Genomic DNA, 14,688 nt, shown 5'->3' with positions numbered 1-14,688 from the left:
AAAGTTGTTGACTAGTGAAAAGATAAAAAGCAATCTTTGAAACTACTATTGATATATTAAATACATCCGATAGTCAAATGCATCGAAAGTGTTCAAGAGCTTTTGAACAAACTCAGGATCTGCAAGGTAAAAGTTGAGGAAATTATCCCTTCGCTCCTGGAGACTACCTCCCGGGAAAAGCACATCTTTTACGGATTCAATTTGTCTTCTTCGGTCTTCGTGTAGCCGTTTTTCTGCTCTTACTAATTTTTTCTCTGCTTTTCCGATTCGCTTTGAAAATGTAGCATGCAGTGCTTCAATATGCTGAGCCAAAGTAGGGTCTACCTCTCCGGCTTTGCCCTTGAGTGAACTTTCCAAATCTTTCAATTTTTTAAGTTCCTCATCATAAGAAATCTCATGATCGCAATTTGCCTTCACCCATTTTTCAAAGGCTTTTTCATTGCTAAGAAATAGCTCAGACTGTTCAAGTCCTGTTTTCTCCCATTTTGTAGCGGCTGTTTCTGGCACAACCAGTGCAAAATTTCTAGGCATTAATAATGGGAAGGCTGTTTCGAAGTGATCAAAAACACCTTTGAGCTGAAGCCAATAAACAGCCTCAGACGGACCACCGACATATGCCAGGTTGGGAAGAATGGTTTCCTGATATAGTGGACGAAGAATAACATTTGGACTAAAACGCTCCGGATGATCATTGATTAGTGACCGCATTTCCTCGTCGCTAAAGCTGAGGTCCGTTTCTAAAACCTGAAATCCACTCTCTGTTTTTTCTATCCGCTCCCGAACACCTTTATCCAGGTAGAAGAAGTTGATCAGACGAGCGTGAACCTGTGTTTTATAACCTATTTCATTTAATGAAGAAGAAGTTTTAGTTACCAGTTTTTCAGGGTTATGGTTAAAAAGATCATCCTCAATTACATGACTGAATATTGTTTTTAGTTTGGCGTGATCTGCATCAACAACCACCAGGCCCTCACCGCCAAAAAGATGATTGACGTATGCCCTCCCAGCATCTGCTAATGTTTTATGAGAATACGCCTCTTTGAAAAACTCAGCTCCTTTGGGAAGTTTAGTTGCGATTTCTTTTAGTCCACTCGGATCGAAATGACCAACAGCCCCCGTTTGATCTGTATGCCATTCATATTTTTTTCCTTCAAAATAGAAATGATTGATTTCTTCAAAATCGTGATCTTCACTGGCCATCCAGTAGACAGGGACAAAATTGTATGCCGGATATGTATGCTTCAGTGTTTTACATGCATTGATCACCGTCACGACTTTATAAATAAAGTAAAGAGGTCCGGTAAAAATATTGAGCTGGTGACCAGTCGTTATGGTGAAGGTATTTGAGTCAGCAAGCGCATCAATGTTTAGTGAAACGGTGTTGCTGATCTCAAGATCTTGATATTGTTCTTTAAGAACTTCAACTAAAACGCTTCTTCTATCATCTTTAAACTGACGGTTTTTGATGATTTTCTCAAAATCCCTGACCGTTGGGTAATCATTGTAGAAAGGAACCAGCTCCTTCTTTTGATTGATGTAGTCAATGAAAAAAGGGGAAAAACAGTCAGTCTCGTCTAAAGGGATGGTTTCGGTGCGCACGCTTATGTAAATGTATTAAGGCTTAATTGGTTCGCCGTACAGGTCAAATGCTGTAGCGTCGGTAATTTTTACCTGAGTAAAATCTCCAATTCGCAAGTATGAGTGGTCAGCTTGAATGATTACCTCATTATCCACTTCAGGGGAATCATGCTCGGTACGCCCGATGAATGTTCCGCTCTCCATTCGGTCGATCAGCACCTTGTATTCCTTTCCAACCTTACCTTCATTTATGCTCAATGAAATTTCTTCCTGCAAATCCATTACGGCATTCGCGCGCTCTTGTTTGGTTTCATCTGGCACATCATCTTCAAAATTGTATGAATGGGTGTTTTCTTCATGTGAGTAGGTGAAGATCCCCAATCGCTCAAATCGATTTTTTTCTACGAAATCCAGCATCTCCTCAAAATCCTCCTGGGTTTCTCCAGGATGACCGGCTATCAAGGTTGTACGGATGGCAATATCAGGAACTTTGGTTCGCATCTTGTCCAAAAGTGCTTCTGTCTTTTCTCTTGTTGTTCCTCTTCTCATCATCTTCAGCATGTTTGTGGAGGCATGCTGAAGGGGGATGTCCAGGTAATTACAAATGTTGGAGCGCTTGGCCATCACATCCAATACATCTTCTGGGAAACCTGTTGGAAATGCATAGTGCAAACGGATCCAATCCAATCCTTCCACATCAGCTAATCGATCCATTAGCTCCGCTAAATTTCTTTTTTTATAAAGATCTAACCCGTAATAAGTGGAGTCTTGTGCAATGAGTAAAATTTCTTTGGTTCCCTGTCTTACCAATGATTCTGCCTCTGCGATTACCTGCTCCATTGGTTTTGATACATGCTTCCCACGCATCAAAGGGATAGCACAAAAACTACAAGGACGGTCACATCCTTCTGCAATTTTTAGATAGGCGTAATGGTTGCTTGTGGTTAGAATTCGTTCTCCCAGTAATTCTTTTTTATAGTCAGCTTTGAATTTCTTCAAAAGCGCAGGGAGGTCGCCAGTACCAAACCAGGCATCTACATCAGGAATTTCATCTTTCAGCTCATCTTTATATCGTTGTGAAAGACATCCTGAAACATAAACCTTCTCTACTAATCCTTCTTGCTTAGCGTCCACATACCGGAGAATTGTGTCGATGGACTCTTGCTTGGCATTGTCAATGAATCCACATGTATTTACGACCACCACATTTGCATCATCTTTCGTTGATTCATGCGTGGCATCAATATTGTTTCCCCTCAGCTGTGTCAGCATCACTTCAGAATCCACCAGGTTTTTGGAGCACCCAAGTGTGACGATGTTGACTTTTGTTTTCTTTAACCCCTTCGTTTTCATGACTTTAATAAAGCAACACGATCATTTTTTAGTTCACATTCGAGTTGCAACCACAAAGCTAATGGAATATGAAGTGCTTTGTCGTTTAGTTAAGCTCCTTTTGTCTCCCTTTGGAGGGAGGAAGAGGGAGGAAACATTTAAAATGCTTAGCTAAACGACATTGAATGCTAAAGCTTAATTTTGCCAGCCTGTGAAAAAACTCGTAATCATATTACTCGGACTAATAATTATTTCCTGCCAGGATATAGAAAACTGTCGTACGGATGATAACCTCGACTATATGATATTGGAATTTCATGACCTGGAATCTCAATCAACCAAAAAGGTTGGATTTGTAATAACGGCTCTAGAATCACCTTATCGATATGCTCTTTCGGACGATTCAACCTTTGTTGCGCTCCCGCTAAATCCAGAAGATACCGTCACCACTTTCTTGTTTGACTCGGATACTTCGCATTTTGAAGTCGAAATGCGTTATGATCCTGAATTTTCAATCTTCGATCCCGCATGTGATCCATCAATTACTTTCCTGAATCTTGATACTGTTCGATATACTTTTGATTCATTGTCTATACCAGGAACTGTAACTAACAGACAAATAAGCACCAATGTTGAAGTATATTTTTAGCATATCATTGTTTGTTATAGGTGCCAGTGTTTTCTGTCAGTCAGAGAATCCTCAAGAGATAAAAGGGCCTAGTAAATTTAAACCCCATGAATTGAAAATTGGTCTAAACGCGATTCGAAGCGGAAGAACATTCAGCGCGAATGACCTAACCACCCACGAAATAGAAGCTGCCTTGGCGATGGGTCAATTTATCCTGATAATGGACTATGGGATTGAGGAACGTCAACGTGGTGAGTCATTTAATTATCAAAACAAAGGGAGTTTCTATCGACTGGGATTTGATCGCAATTTTACAAAAGATAAAGAGAGTGGAAACGCGCTAACACTGGGGTTACGATACGCACGGGCAAGTTTTGAAGACCAAATGTCATTCACAGCAGATCAGGGGTTTGGAGAGCAAACATATGTGCTAGAAAATAACGAACTGAGTGCAAGGTGGTTGGAGGTTGCATTCGGTATTCGCGGACGAGTTGTTTCAAATCTGTACATGGGCTTCACGCTTCGCTGGCAGTTTGCAAGGAAGATTAACGGAGAAGGCGAACTGAAAACGTACGATATCCCGGGATTTGGAAAAACAAGACGGCAGAACTCTACTGCTTTTGATTACTATTTGATGTGGAGGATACCGTTTCGGAATTAAAGAAACCTCACATCCTCTACCTCTCCTTTGCCGATCTCCTTTTCAATGAGTTCGATAATCTGAGTTTTAGAGTTTTGCATTTCATTTTTTAGTGGGGCGGAGGAAAGCTTGACAAAAAGGGTTTTTTGATTGAAAAACATTTTGGTAGTTCGTGAAGCGATGGTCTTACCCATGATTCGTTCCCAATCAGCAATTACTTGCTTTTGTTTGTAGGTATGCTCCAGGTTTTCCTCTTTAAGAAATCCCTGAAAGGCATTGCGGAAACTTTTAATGGGGTCTTCTTTCATTTAACTGCAAGTTCAATAAAATTCACCTCTTTCTGGCCCTTAAACAATTCTTTGCTTCGATCTTTCCTGGCATCTGTGATAAATATCTGCTGGAAACGATCATTATCTAGAAGCAATGAAACCAATAGTTGAATTCTAGAATCATCCAGTTTATCAAATATGTCATCTAACAAAAGGAGCGGTTTATTTTCTGTTTTTTCCATTAGGAAGTCGTAAAGTGCCAACTTCAATGCAATGATGAATGTCTTTTGCTGTCCCTGAGAACCAAATTTTTTGATTAGCTCTCCATCTAGCAAAAACTCAAAGTCATCTTTATGACTACCCATCAAGGTTCGTTGCATGATCTGATCCTTTTGACTGTTGGACTTGAATCGGTCTGCAAACTCCTCAGTAACATGTGTCTTGAAATTCAAACCAGGAACTTCGTCACCTTCATGCAGATCAGCATAATTCTTTTGTAAGAAGGGTAAAAAAACCTCTTTCATTTGCTTCCTCTTATCGGAAATATCCATTGCTAGTGGAATCAACTGATCATCGTATGTTTCCAAAAGTTTTTTATTGAGTCGTCTTCCTTCTTCGATTTTAAGGAGACTGTTTCGCTGTTTAAGTACTTTATTATACTTAAGTAATGCTTTTAAATACGCTGAATCAAATTGTGACAATGCACCGTCAAAAAACTTTCTGCGTTCATCACTTCCTTCTTTGATCATAGATGTATCGTCCGGAAGGACAATGACAAGTGGGGCTTTTCCAATTACATCACTTAGCCTCTCTGGTTCTTGCCCATCAATTTTGATGGTCTTCACTTTACCTTTTTCAAATTGGAGAGCAATGGTCTGGTTATCATACGTTCCAAAAAGTGTAAACGCTTGTGTTTCATGAGTGATGGCTAGCTTGTCTTGCGATCCAACCGCGCTCTTAGTGAATGACAAATAATAGATGGCATCAAGCAAATTGGTCTTACCTATACCATTTTTACCCAATACACAATTGATCCTTTCACTGAATTCAAAGGCTGAATCCGGGTGGTTCTTGAAGGACGTAAGCTTTAAGCTCTTTAGGATCATCGTTTTTTGAAGTAATTTCGCTATCCGTTTAGCAAAGTAAATCAAACAATTGGGTCATATGGCGGCTAAAAAGACAACAAAAAAATCTAGTGAGTTTTCAAAAGAGCAATACATGGAGTGGTTTCGCTCTATGCAGCTCATGAGGAGGTTTGAAGAGAAGGCAGGCCAGCTGTATGGCCAACAGAAAATTCGTGGATTTTGTCACCTATATATTGGTCAGGAGGCATGTGCTGCCGGTGCAGTTTCAGCATTAGAAAAAGATGACAAATGGATAACAGCCTATCGAGACCATGGTCATCCGCTTGCATTAGGAACAGATCCTGGAAAGGTGATGGCAGAACTTTTTGGCAAAGCCACAGGCGTCTCCAAAGGGAAAGGCGGTTCCATGCACATGTTTGATAAAGAGGTAAACTTTATAGGTGGTCATGGGATTGTCGGAGCACAGATTCCTTTGGGGGCAGGCATTGGATTTGCTGAACAGTATAAAGGCACTAAAAATCTATGCATTTGCTATATGGGTGATGGTGCAGTAAGGCAAGGTGCACTGCATGAAGCTTTCAATATGGCTATGACCATGAGAATGCCAGTAATTTTTGTAGTGGAGAACAATGGCTATGCTATGGGAACTTCCGTTCAACGAACTTCGAATGTCACTGAATTGCACACCCTTGCAGAAGCGTATGATATGCCTTCAGAGCCAGTTGATGCCATGAAAGTTGAGGATGTTCACCATGCGGTGGCAAGAGCAGCTGAGCGAGCTAGAAAGGGAGATGGACCTACATTCCTGGAATTCAGAACCTATCGATACAAAGGTCACTCCATGTCTGACCCAGCGAAATACCGTACCAAGGAAGAACTGGAAGATTACAAGAAGCAAGATCCGATTGAACAAGTGAAGGATGTAATTCTTAAAAAGAAATGGGCCACAGAGGATGATTTGAAAGAAATTGATAAAGAAATCAAGGCAGAGGTTCAAAAGGCAGTTGATTTTGCAGAGGAATCACCATGGCCAGACCCTAAAGAAGCATATACAGAGAATTATGTGGAGGATGATTATCCATTTGTGAACACATAATTCGCTGAGAGTCTTACACATCTGAACAAAAAATATATCTTTGCGACCGCATTTTTTATCGGCAATTATGAATTATGTCGAGTTCGGAGAAAATGCAATAGAAAAAATTAAGATTTTAGAATAAAATGGCAAAAGGAAAAAAGCAAGATGATGGTATTGAGATCCTTGAGGATCCGAATGCAATTGTTGAAAAAGCCAATGAATTTTTTAGCAGCAAAAGAAACAAAGCAATGGTCTTCGGTATTGGAGGAGTAATTGCATTGTTGATTGTAAGTTTTGCTGGATACAATTATTATATCACTAACCAGAATCAAACCGCACAAGAGGAGATTTTCCAGGCGCAATTTTATTTTGATGCAGACAGTCTTGGGCTTGCACTGAATGGCGATGGAAACAGCTATGGTTTTCTTGAAATCATGGATGAGTTTCCCGGAACAAAAGCTGCAAATCTTGCAAGCTTCTATGCAGGCGCTTCATATCTGAAACTAGGAGATTTTGATGGAGCAATCAGATATCTGAAAGAATTTAGTAGTGATGATTACTTGTTACAAGGAAGAGCGTATTCTCTAATTGGTGACGCTTACATGGAGATGGATGATTTTACTAACGCCATTTCATATTATAAGCAAGCGGTGGATTACAAGGAGAATGAATCATTTACTCCAATCTACCTTAAAAAATTAGCTATTGCTCAAGAACAAAATGGAGATTTAGCTGCTGCAGCTTCAACATATGGAATGATTATATCAGATTACCCAGCGGCCTCAGAAATCCACGATGCTAAAAAGCAGAAAGCGAGATTGGAAGCGTTGGCACAATAATATTTAGATGTGCTGAAATTGTTTCGGCATCTTTAATAAAGGAAGTTATCCATCGACATGCTCAGGATGACTTCCTTTTTTATTTTTACACCATGTCATCATCAGATAAAAACCTCAGCGACGTTAAAATCAGCTCATCCATTGACGTAAGCAAATTCAAATTTGGAATTGTAGTAGCAGAATGGAATGAGCAGGTAACCGAGTCCCTTTATTCAGGAGCCTATCAAACCCTCATAGGAGTAGGAGCCAAAAGAGACAATATTGAGCGTATTAATGTGCCCGGTACTTTTGAACTTAGTCTTGGAGGCCAATGGATGGCGGAGCGCAAAGATATTGATGCGGTGATATGTCTTGGTTGCGTGATCCAGGGAGAAACCCGGCACTTTGATTTTATCTGCGATGCAGTTGCCAATGGCATCACGAATGTTTCATTGAAGTTCAATAAGCCGGTCATTTTTGGTGTTCTCACACCAGACACCATGAAACAAGCCCTTGATAGAGCAGGAGGAAAACACGGTAACAAGGGAGATGAAGCAGCAGCTACAGCAATAAAGATGCTAGCGGTATTATCCTAATTCACAACCAGCTTTACCCCAAACCTAACCGTATCCTTAAACATCATTTTTTGATACCCATTGATCAGAAGTGAATTTAATACCCCTTCTTTGAAATCCATTTCTATGTCTCTGTGGTGGACATATACGTCCTTATCTTCATGGAAGGTGATCTGAATGAGCTGATAAGACCCGTTACGTTGTAAATACTTCACTTTTTTCAGTGGGCCACTTTCCTCCTCTTTCAATTCCAATACCTGAAAATCATATTCTATAGATTTTTCAAAGGCTCCCACATATTCCGGTTGGTTTGGGTTCACCTCTTTTAGAAAGAATAATTCATCTGCCCACATTATCGAATCCATCTCCAATGCCTGAACTTCATTCTTTCCCTCCAACCACACTTCTTTTTGGATGCTTGATTCAGCCAAAGCTTCTACTTGCTGATTCATCAGCTCTTTGAAGTCTGGATATTCAGGAATTAGAACATCTTCGGGTTGGAGCTTTTGACAGCTGCATATTACCAGTAGAATAACTATTATCTTTTTCACTAATCAACTAATTAACCAAAACCTCTCCAGTCATCTCTTCAGGGCTATCAAGACCCATAAATTTCAAGATGGTAGGAGCCAAATCCCCCAGTTTTCCATTTTTGAGATCACCTTTAAACTCATTGTCAACTACAATGAAGGGCACAAGGTTCGTCGTGTGAGCAGTATTTGGTGTTCCATCCGGGTTGATCATCATGTCTGAGTTGCCATGGTCTGCAATGATAATGGACAAATACTCATTTTCTAGTGCTGTATTCACCACAGCTTCTGTACACTGATCCACTGTCTCGCATGCCTTGACTGCAGCTTCAAAATCGCCAGTATGCCCAACCATATCCGGGTTGGCAAAATTGAGACAAATGAAATCTGCTGATTTTTCATTTAGTTCAGGAATAATCTTATCGCGGATGTCAAAAGCACTCATCTCAGGCTGTAAATCATAAGTAGCCACTTTGGGAGATGGACAAAGTATTCTTTTTTCACCATCAAATGGCTCTTCTCGTCCACCGGAAAAGAAGAATGTAACATGAGGGTATTTCTCAGTTTCGGCAATACGGATTTGTTTTTTGTTATTCTTTTCTAGGACCTCACCAAGGGTCATCGTTAGATTTTCTTTTCCGTACATGACATTGACTCCTTGAAAGGAATCGTCATAGTTGGTTAAGGTCACATAGTGAAGGTTCATTTTCTTCATCTCTTGCTCTGGAAAATCCTGTTGTGTCAATGCCTGGGTTATTTGTCGTCCCCTATCTGTTCGAAAATTGAAACAAAGCACAACATCTCCTTCCTGGATCTTAGCCTCTGCGCAGATAATTGGTTGAATAAATTCATCCGTTACATTATCCATATATGATTCTTCCATGGCTCTCAACGGATCTTGGACCTTTTTACCTTCACCATTCACCAGTGCATCATATGCCAGTTTCACGCGCTCCCAACGCTTATCTCGATCCATTGCATAATACCTTCCGGTAATCGTAGCTAATGAGCCAGTCGTTTCAGACATATGTTGTTGAAGGTCTCTTAAGTATTCGATTCCCCCCTTTGGGTCTGTATCACGCCCGTCGGTAAATGCATGAACATATACTTCATGAAGATCATTTTCATCTAGTGTGGTAAGCAGGCCTTTAAGATGATTTATGTGAGAGTGTACACCACCATCTGATACCAAACCAATCAAATGGATGGGTTTGTTGTTGGTTTTGGCATAATTCATTGCGTTTTGTAACGTATCATTATTAGCGATAGATCCATCTTCAACGGCGCTACTAATTTTTACAAGGTCCTGGTATACAACCCTACCTGCACCGATATTCATGTGTCCTACTTCCGAGTTCCCCATTTGGCCCTCTGGTAATCCTACAGCTAAACCGGACGCTTCAAGCGTATTATACGGATACTCATTGAACATTCTATCCATGAAGGGCGTTCTTGCCTTATCTATTGCAGAAACAGCTTTGTCTTTGGCAATGCCCCAGCCATCGAGAATGAGGAGGATAACTTTCTTATTCATATGGCAAATATAGAAGCGTCATTTTTTGAATGTGGGTTCTCTAATGAATAAATTGAGCATGGTTTTTACTACATTATGTACAAAGATTTGAGAAGGTGATGAAAATGGTACTAATAATAATTTCTTTTATGCTTCTGCCACAACAGGATGAAACCATGAAAGATATTGGAACAGCTATGAAGGCTGGGAGCTCTAAGGAGTTGATCAAGTTTTGTAATCAAACAGTAGAAATCAAAATAAATGGAGAAAGCTCCAACTATAGTAAAGCTCAAGCTGAGGTGATTTTAAAGAATTTTTTCTCTAAAAATGCTCCTAAATCTTTCGACTACATACATCAGGGTTCTTCTCCTGAGGGACTCAAATACACAATTGGAAGATATACGCATGAGAATGGTGCTTTCCGTGTTGTTATGGTAATAAAGAAGATAGGCGACAATTACCTAATTGATACTTTGAATTTCAGTAAGGAGTAGCTTATTTCGCTATTCACTCGCCTACTATTTTAAATCCGCCATGTTATGCAACTACCATATTTAACCACAAAAAATATCAATGCCTTTATAAAGGCAGCCCTTGCTGAAGACATAGGAGATGGTGATCACTCTTCATTAGGATCAATTCCTGAAAATGCTAAAAGCAAAGCTCACCTTATCATAAAAGGCGATGGGATAATAGCAGGGATTGAACTTGCGGAAAAGATATTTAATTACGTGGATAAGGACTTGATCCTTGATTTCAATAAACAAGATGGTGATCCCATTGAGAATGGGGAAATAGGTTTTTCTGTAGAAGGAAGCTCAAGGTCAATTTTATCTTCCGAACGATTGGTGTTGAATTGTTTGCAGCGTATGAGTGCAATAGCCACATACACTCATCATATGAACCTATTGATTAAAGGATCAAAAGCCCGCTTGCTGGATACGCGAAAAACCACTCCATTATTCAGGCTTGCTGAAAAATGGGCAGTGGTTATCGGAGGAGGTGTAAATCACAGATTTGGTCTTTATGACATGGTAATGCTCAAGGATAATCACATTGATTTTGCTGGAGGCGTAAAGAATGCAATCAACCAAACGGTTGAATATCTCAACAAGAATAATTTAAAATTGAATATCGAAGTTGAAGTGAGGAGTCTGCGAGAATTAGAGGAGGTTTTAGAAGTTGGCCAGGTTCACCGTGTGATGTTAGACAATATGCTTCCATCCGATATTAAGCAGGCAATCAAGATGATCGGGGGCCGATTTGAAACAGAAGCCTCTGGAGGAATTACTGAAAAGACGATCAGCGAAATTGCGGAAACGGGCGTGGATTATATATCCGTCGGAGCGCTTACGCACTCATACAAAAGTCTGGATATGAGTCTCAAAGCTATTTAAATTCTATATTCGCGGTAGAATATTTACGAAGAAGAAACGAGAGCGATTAGAGTCATGATAGTACGCACAAAAAAATATCAACTACCTACCAAAAAGTACATTGGAATTGCATTTAACTCAACATTAAAGCAGCAATGGTGGGTGTTCCTTATTTATGCTGCAATTTGTTCAGGCTACTTCTTAGCGCCCAGTCACTGGTGGATTACCGGAGCGTCAATCGCGCTGGCATTATATTTTTTATTTTGGTTGATTCAATTCGCTGGAATTACTCAGCTAGAGCAGGGAAAATTTATGTTCCAAAAGCTCTCTTATGAGATATCTTCACAACAGATCCTAATTAAAATGAATGCTAAACAAGGCATGCCAATGAAGTGGGATCAAATCAAGAGAGCGAAAAAAGGGAAAGACGCGTTCATCCTTTTTGCCAGCAAAGCACAGTTGGTGCATTTACCATTCAAGATTTTCAATAACGATAATGAAATTCGATTTCTTGAGACGGTACTAAAACGCAAAGGATACATCACTGAAAAATAATCATGCCTCGTAAAATCGGTGTAAAAGAAGCAAAACAGCGTGCAGGCAGGTTTTGTGCTTTTCGCGAACGATCACCGAATGAGCTTTTAGAAAAACTCCAAAGCTGGGGTATCTCTGAATTAGAATCTGTTGAAATTGTTGCAGAACTTTCGAAGGAAGGGTTTATTGATGAGCAGCGTTTTGCAAATGCGTTTTGTAATGACAAATTCCAGTTTAGTTCTTGGGGAAAGCAAAAAATCCGGGCACATATTTATTCTCATAAACTACCTGAAAACATAGTGGTCAACGCACTAGATCGAATCGATCCACAAGCTTATGAAGATCGCCTTTTTGAGTTAGCAAAATCGAAATGGCAAAAGCTGGAAGGAGAAGAAACAATGAAACGAAAGCAAAAAGTGGTTAGCTACATGGTTTCTAAAGGATTTGAGATGGACTTGATTTGGAGTGCTATTAATACTCTTGAAAAAAGTCTTTAAAACTACTTTTTCCTTGGATTTTAAAATCGGAAAGGAATAAAATCCGTAAGTTTATTTTTGGATAAATCTATTCTATGCTTCATTCATCAGCTAAGGACCTACTTTCTCAATTAGATCAGATCATTGAATCGTGCAAAGAGGAGGATTTTGCTCGCCCATTGGAAGAGCTTAACGGATCCACTTTTGGTCAACATATTCGTCATACCCTTGAATTCTTTATTTGCTTATTTGATGCAAAAAATGAGAGGATAGTCAATTATGATCGACGCAAACATGATTCGCTAATTGAGACAGATAAGAAGCTAGCCAGAAGTGTCATTCAATCCATTCAGCATTTCTTAGATAGAAATCAGGAGGACTTTGAACTAACCTTCGAAGCTAATTATAGTGAAAACGAAGGACAGGATCATGTGATGAAAAGCAGTTTTTATCGTGAACTAGCCTATAATATTGAACATGCCATTCACCACATGGCGCTATTGAAAGTAGCGGTGAATCAGACACTGAATTATATTTCTTTACCTCGCCATTTTGGAATTGCCAGCTCTACCGTGAGGTTCAGAGCAAGCACTAAATCTAGCTAGTGTGATCAAGAGGTTTTTAATCCGATTGACCAATTGGGAATATTGGCCTTTCTCAATTCTGTATTTTCCAGTTTTCTTTTATTACGGGTGGTTAATTATTAAGCATCGTTCATTTTTCTTTTTCACCGCCTCCAACCCAAGCATTGAATTTGGGGGTATGTTCGGTGAAAAAAAGTCAGATATTTTTAAGCTAATCCCAGAGCAGTATCTTCCTGAAACAGTTTTGATTGAGAAAGGAGACATAGAGCGGGCTTCTATTATTGCAGAGAAAATTGGGTTTCCGATAATAGCAAAACCAGATGTTGGGGAGCGTGGCAGTTGGGTTGAGAAATTGGAAGATCAAAGCCAGCTAAAGAAGTATGTTAAAGAATGTCCGGTGAATTTCCTGCTACAGGAACTCATTGATTATCCGATCGAGTTGGGTGTTTTTTATGTAAAGAATCCAGGACAAAAAGGGAGGATAACATCCATAGTAAGAAAGGACTTCTTAAGAATTACTGGAAATGGTATTAGTACGCTGATGGAGCTGCTAGAGAAGAATGACCGAGCCATTTTGACGGCAAATATGGACAGTGATTTTGTCAGGAAGAATGCCACCAGAGTTTTAAATGAAGGAGAGACTGCTTTGGTGGAACCGATTGGTAATCATTGCCGAGGAACAAAATTTTTGAATGATAATCAAGAAATAGACGAAGAACTAAATACTGTATTTAACAGTCTGGCAGACCAGATACCTGATTTTTATTTCGGAAGATTTGATTTGAAGTGCACTTCTTATGAAGATTTAAAACAACTTAAAAACTTTAAAATTCTAGAGTTAAATGGTGCAGGAGCTGAGCCAGGGCACATTTATCAACCTGGATATCCACTCTGGAGAGCATACAAAGACATTCTTTGGCATCTCAGTGTTTTATCAGATATTAGTGCTCTGAATCGAAAAAATGGTCATTCTTACTGGAGTTTTCGTTCGGGTTATCAAATGTGGAAGTCCCATCGTCATTATAATCGTTTGCTATCTAATTCATGATCGTCCAAACACTTATTGTTGCTTTTGTAGTGAGCTATGTTGGTTCTATCCCACCTGGGACAATCAATGTATCGGTGATGCAGTTGGCGATTCTCAATAAAAGAAGGGCAGCTGTATTTTTTGCATTGGCAGCTTCAGCTGTTGAGTTTATCTATGCTGGAATTACGGTTCAGTTTCATATTTTTCTCAACAACAATGAAGTGATTTCTGATTATTTCAAAATCATTACTTCACTGGCACTAATTGTCTTAGGCTTCTGGAACATTTTTTCAAAATCGACTTCCTCATCCGTTAAGGTAGATACTAAGCTGACCGGAAGACATGGTTTTGCACGAGGGTTAATATTGGGTTTTTTAAACCCTATGACCATTCCGTTTTGGCTGGCAATTACTACTTACTTGGAGAACGACGAATGGATCAATGTTGATGAGTATGGGTTTTGGATGTACTTAGTCGGGTTGTCATTGGGTACCTTTTGCTTACTTCTCACCGTCAATGCAGCGGGCAAACAGTTCACTAAAATTGCTGACAACACCTTTTTGGTTCACAAGGTACCTGGGTTAATGCTGTTTGGATTGGGTATTTATTTTTTATTGAAATTGGTGGTTTAATCACAAAAAAACC

Annotated in this window: 18 protein-coding genes; 12 read left to right on the top strand and 6 right to left on the bottom strand. The window is 39.6% G+C overall.

Going from position 1 to position 14,688, the window contains the following annotated elements:
• Positions 1-45: 45 nt before the first annotated feature.
• Together bshC and rimO are read right to left on the bottom strand one after the other, a co-directional pair.
• Positions 46-1,599, bottom strand: coding sequence for a bacillithiol biosynthesis cysteine-adding enzyme BshC (bshC, locus tag ACOMC3_RS17480; protein ID WP_420317180.1), 1,554 nt, complete (start codon positions 1,597-1,599; stop codon positions 46-48).
• A 15-nt stretch (positions 1,600-1,614) separates the two neighbouring features.
• The gene (gene rimO, locus ACOMC3_RS17475) at positions 1,615-2,931 is read right to left on the bottom strand and encodes a 30S ribosomal protein S12 methylthiotransferase RimO (protein WP_420317179.1); all 1,317 of its coding nucleotides are present in this window, start codon (positions 2,929-2,931) and stop codon (positions 1,615-1,617) included.
• Between the two features lie 190 nt (positions 2,932-3,121).
• Here rimO and ACOMC3_RS17470 point away from each other — a divergent pair, with 190 nt between their 5' ends.
• Together ACOMC3_RS17470 and ACOMC3_RS17465 are read left to right on the top strand one after the other, a co-directional pair.
• A complete protein-coding gene (locus ACOMC3_RS17470) occupies positions 3,122-3,559 on the top strand; it encodes a hypothetical protein (RefSeq protein ID WP_420317178.1) in 438 nt (145 codons plus the stop codon).
• Entirely contained in the window at positions 3,540-4,199 is a 660-nt protein-coding gene (locus tag ACOMC3_RS17465; protein WP_420317177.1) for a DUF6048 family protein, read from the top strand. The genes ACOMC3_RS17470 and ACOMC3_RS17465 overlap by 20 nt, the downstream gene beginning before the upstream one ends.
• Here ACOMC3_RS17465 and ACOMC3_RS17460 read toward each other — a convergent pair.
• Positions 4,196-4,486, bottom strand: a complete 291-nt coding sequence (locus ACOMC3_RS17460; RefSeq protein ID WP_420317176.1) for a DUF721 domain-containing protein — start codon at positions 4,484-4,486, stop codon at positions 4,196-4,198. The genes ACOMC3_RS17465 and ACOMC3_RS17460 overlap by 4 nt on opposite strands.
• Positions 4,483-5,553, bottom strand: coding sequence for a DNA replication/repair protein RecF (gene recF / locus ACOMC3_RS17455; RefSeq protein WP_420317175.1), 1,071 nt, complete (start codon positions 5,551-5,553; stop codon positions 4,483-4,485). Before recF ends, ACOMC3_RS17460 begins: the two co-directional genes overlap by 4 nt.
• 58 nt (positions 5,554-5,611) lie before the next feature.
• On the opposite strand from recF, the gene pdhA reads away from it, so the two are divergent.
• The 3 genes from pdhA (at position 5,612) to ribH (ending at position 8,024) form a co-directional block, all read left to right on the top strand.
• Positions 5,612-6,628: a pyruvate dehydrogenase (acetyl-transferring) E1 component subunit alpha gene (gene pdhA / locus ACOMC3_RS17450; RefSeq protein ID WP_420317174.1), complete on the top strand. Its 1,017-nt coding sequence runs from the start codon at positions 5,612-5,614 to the stop codon at positions 6,626-6,628.
• A 125-nt stretch (positions 6,629-6,753) separates the two neighbouring features.
• Complete coding sequence (locus ACOMC3_RS17445; RefSeq protein ID WP_420317173.1) at positions 6,754-7,449, top strand: tetratricopeptide repeat protein; 696 nt, start codon at positions 6,754-6,756, stop codon at positions 7,447-7,449.
• A gap of 92 nt (positions 7,450-7,541) precedes the next feature.
• The gene (gene ribH, locus ACOMC3_RS17440; RefSeq protein WP_420317172.1) at positions 7,542-8,024 is read left to right on the top strand and encodes a 6,7-dimethyl-8-ribityllumazine synthase; all 483 of its coding nucleotides are present in this window, start codon (positions 7,542-7,544) and stop codon (positions 8,022-8,024) included.
• Here the strand turns inward: ribH and ACOMC3_RS17435 are convergent.
• Entirely contained in the window at positions 8,021-8,554 is a 534-nt protein-coding gene (locus ACOMC3_RS17435; protein WP_420317171.1) for a hypothetical protein, read from the bottom strand. The genes ribH and ACOMC3_RS17435 overlap by 4 nt on opposite strands.
• Before the next feature lie 7 nt (positions 8,555-8,561).
• Positions 8,562-10,067, bottom strand: coding sequence for a 2,3-bisphosphoglycerate-independent phosphoglycerate mutase (gene gpmI / locus ACOMC3_RS17430; protein WP_420317170.1), 1,506 nt, complete (start codon positions 10,065-10,067; stop codon positions 8,562-8,564).
• Between the two features lie 128 nt (positions 10,068-10,195).
• Between gpmI and ACOMC3_RS17425 the strand changes: the two genes are divergently transcribed.
• The 7 genes from ACOMC3_RS17425 to ACOMC3_RS17395 all read left to right on the top strand — a co-directional run bounded on the left by ACOMC3_RS17425 (position 10,196) and on the right by ACOMC3_RS17395 (position 14,675).
• A complete protein-coding gene (locus tag ACOMC3_RS17425; protein ID WP_420317169.1) occupies positions 10,196-10,540 on the top strand; it encodes a DUF4783 domain-containing protein in 345 nt (114 codons plus the stop codon).
• Between the two features lie 45 nt (positions 10,541-10,585).
• Positions 10,586-11,443, top strand: coding sequence for a carboxylating nicotinate-nucleotide diphosphorylase (gene nadC, locus ACOMC3_RS17420; RefSeq protein WP_420317168.1), 858 nt, complete (start codon positions 10,586-10,588; stop codon positions 11,441-11,443).
• A gap of 54 nt (positions 11,444-11,497) precedes the next feature.
• Positions 11,498-11,977, top strand: a complete 480-nt coding sequence (locus ACOMC3_RS17415; protein ID WP_420317167.1) for a YcxB family protein — start codon at positions 11,498-11,500, stop codon at positions 11,975-11,977.
• 2 nt (positions 11,978-11,979) lie between these two features.
• The gene (locus ACOMC3_RS17410; RefSeq protein ID WP_420317166.1) at positions 11,980-12,453 is read left to right on the top strand and encodes a regulatory protein RecX; all 474 of its coding nucleotides are present in this window, start codon (positions 11,980-11,982) and stop codon (positions 12,451-12,453) included.
• A gap of 74 nt (positions 12,454-12,527) precedes the next feature.
• Positions 12,528-13,037, top strand: coding sequence for a DinB family protein (locus ACOMC3_RS17405; RefSeq protein ID WP_420317165.1), 510 nt, complete (start codon positions 12,528-12,530; stop codon positions 13,035-13,037).
• A 157-nt stretch (positions 13,038-13,194) separates the two neighbouring features.
• Positions 13,195-14,064, top strand: a complete 870-nt coding sequence (locus ACOMC3_RS17400; protein ID WP_420317164.1) for a hypothetical protein — start codon at positions 13,195-13,197, stop codon at positions 14,062-14,064.
• Complete coding sequence (locus tag ACOMC3_RS17395) at positions 14,061-14,675, top strand: LysE family translocator (RefSeq protein WP_420317163.1); 615 nt, start codon at positions 14,061-14,063, stop codon at positions 14,673-14,675. Before ACOMC3_RS17400 ends, ACOMC3_RS17395 begins: the two co-directional genes overlap by 4 nt.
• The last annotated feature ends 13 nt before the right edge of the window (positions 14,676-14,688 follow it).

Source organism: Ekhidna sp. (assembly GCF_965212185.1).
Taxonomy (GTDB): Bacteria; Bacteroidota; Bacteroidia; order Cytophagales; family Cyclobacteriaceae; genus Ekhidna.
This window is presented reverse-complemented; position numbering and strand designations above follow the sequence as displayed.

Excerpts from the sequence above, each read along its gene's own strand:
- rimO (WP_420317179.1), bottom strand. The coding sequence starts at position 2,931 with ATGAAAACGAAGGGGTTAAAGAAAACAAAAGTCAACATCGTCACACTT.
- nadC (WP_420317168.1), top strand. The coding sequence starts at position 10,586 with ATGCAACTACCATATTTAACCACAAAAAATATCAATGCCTTTATAAAG.
- ACOMC3_RS17400 (WP_420317164.1), top strand. The coding sequence starts at position 13,195 with ATGTTCGGTGAAAAAAAGTCAGATATTTTTAAGCTAATCCCAGAGCAG.
- pdhA (WP_420317174.1), top strand. The coding sequence starts at position 5,612 with ATGGCGGCTAAAAAGACAACAAAAAAATCTAGTGAGTTTTCAAAAGAG.
- ACOMC3_RS17445 (WP_420317173.1), top strand. The coding sequence starts at position 6,754 with ATGGCAAAAGGAAAAAAGCAAGATGATGGTATTGAGATCCTTGAGGAT.
- ACOMC3_RS17425 (WP_420317169.1), top strand. The coding sequence starts at position 10,196 with ATGCTTCTGCCACAACAGGATGAAACCATGAAAGATATTGGAACAGCT.
- ACOMC3_RS17415 (WP_420317167.1), top strand. The coding sequence starts at position 11,498 with ATGATAGTACGCACAAAAAAATATCAACTACCTACCAAAAAGTACATT.
- ACOMC3_RS17405 (WP_420317165.1), top strand. The coding sequence starts at position 12,528 with ATGCTTCATTCATCAGCTAAGGACCTACTTTCTCAATTAGATCAGATC.
- recF (WP_420317175.1), bottom strand. The coding sequence starts at position 5,553 with ATGATCCTAAAGAGCTTAAAGCTTACGTCCTTCAAGAACCACCCGGAT.
- ACOMC3_RS17410 (WP_420317166.1), top strand. The coding sequence starts at position 11,980 with ATGCCTCGTAAAATCGGTGTAAAAGAAGCAAAACAGCGTGCAGGCAGG.
- ACOMC3_RS17395 (WP_420317163.1), top strand. The coding sequence starts at position 14,061 with ATGATCGTCCAAACACTTATTGTTGCTTTTGTAGTGAGCTATGTTGGT.
- ribH (WP_420317172.1), top strand. The coding sequence starts at position 7,542 with ATGTCATCATCAGATAAAAACCTCAGCGACGTTAAAATCAGCTCATCC.
- ACOMC3_RS17460 (WP_420317176.1), bottom strand. The coding sequence starts at position 4,486 with ATGAAAGAAGACCCCATTAAAAGTTTCCGCAATGCCTTTCAGGGATTT.
- ACOMC3_RS17465 (WP_420317177.1), top strand. The coding sequence starts at position 3,540 with ATGTTGAAGTATATTTTTAGCATATCATTGTTTGTTATAGGTGCCAGT.
- gpmI (WP_420317170.1), bottom strand. The coding sequence starts at position 10,067 with ATGAATAAGAAAGTTATCCTCCTCATTCTCGATGGCTGGGGCATTGCC.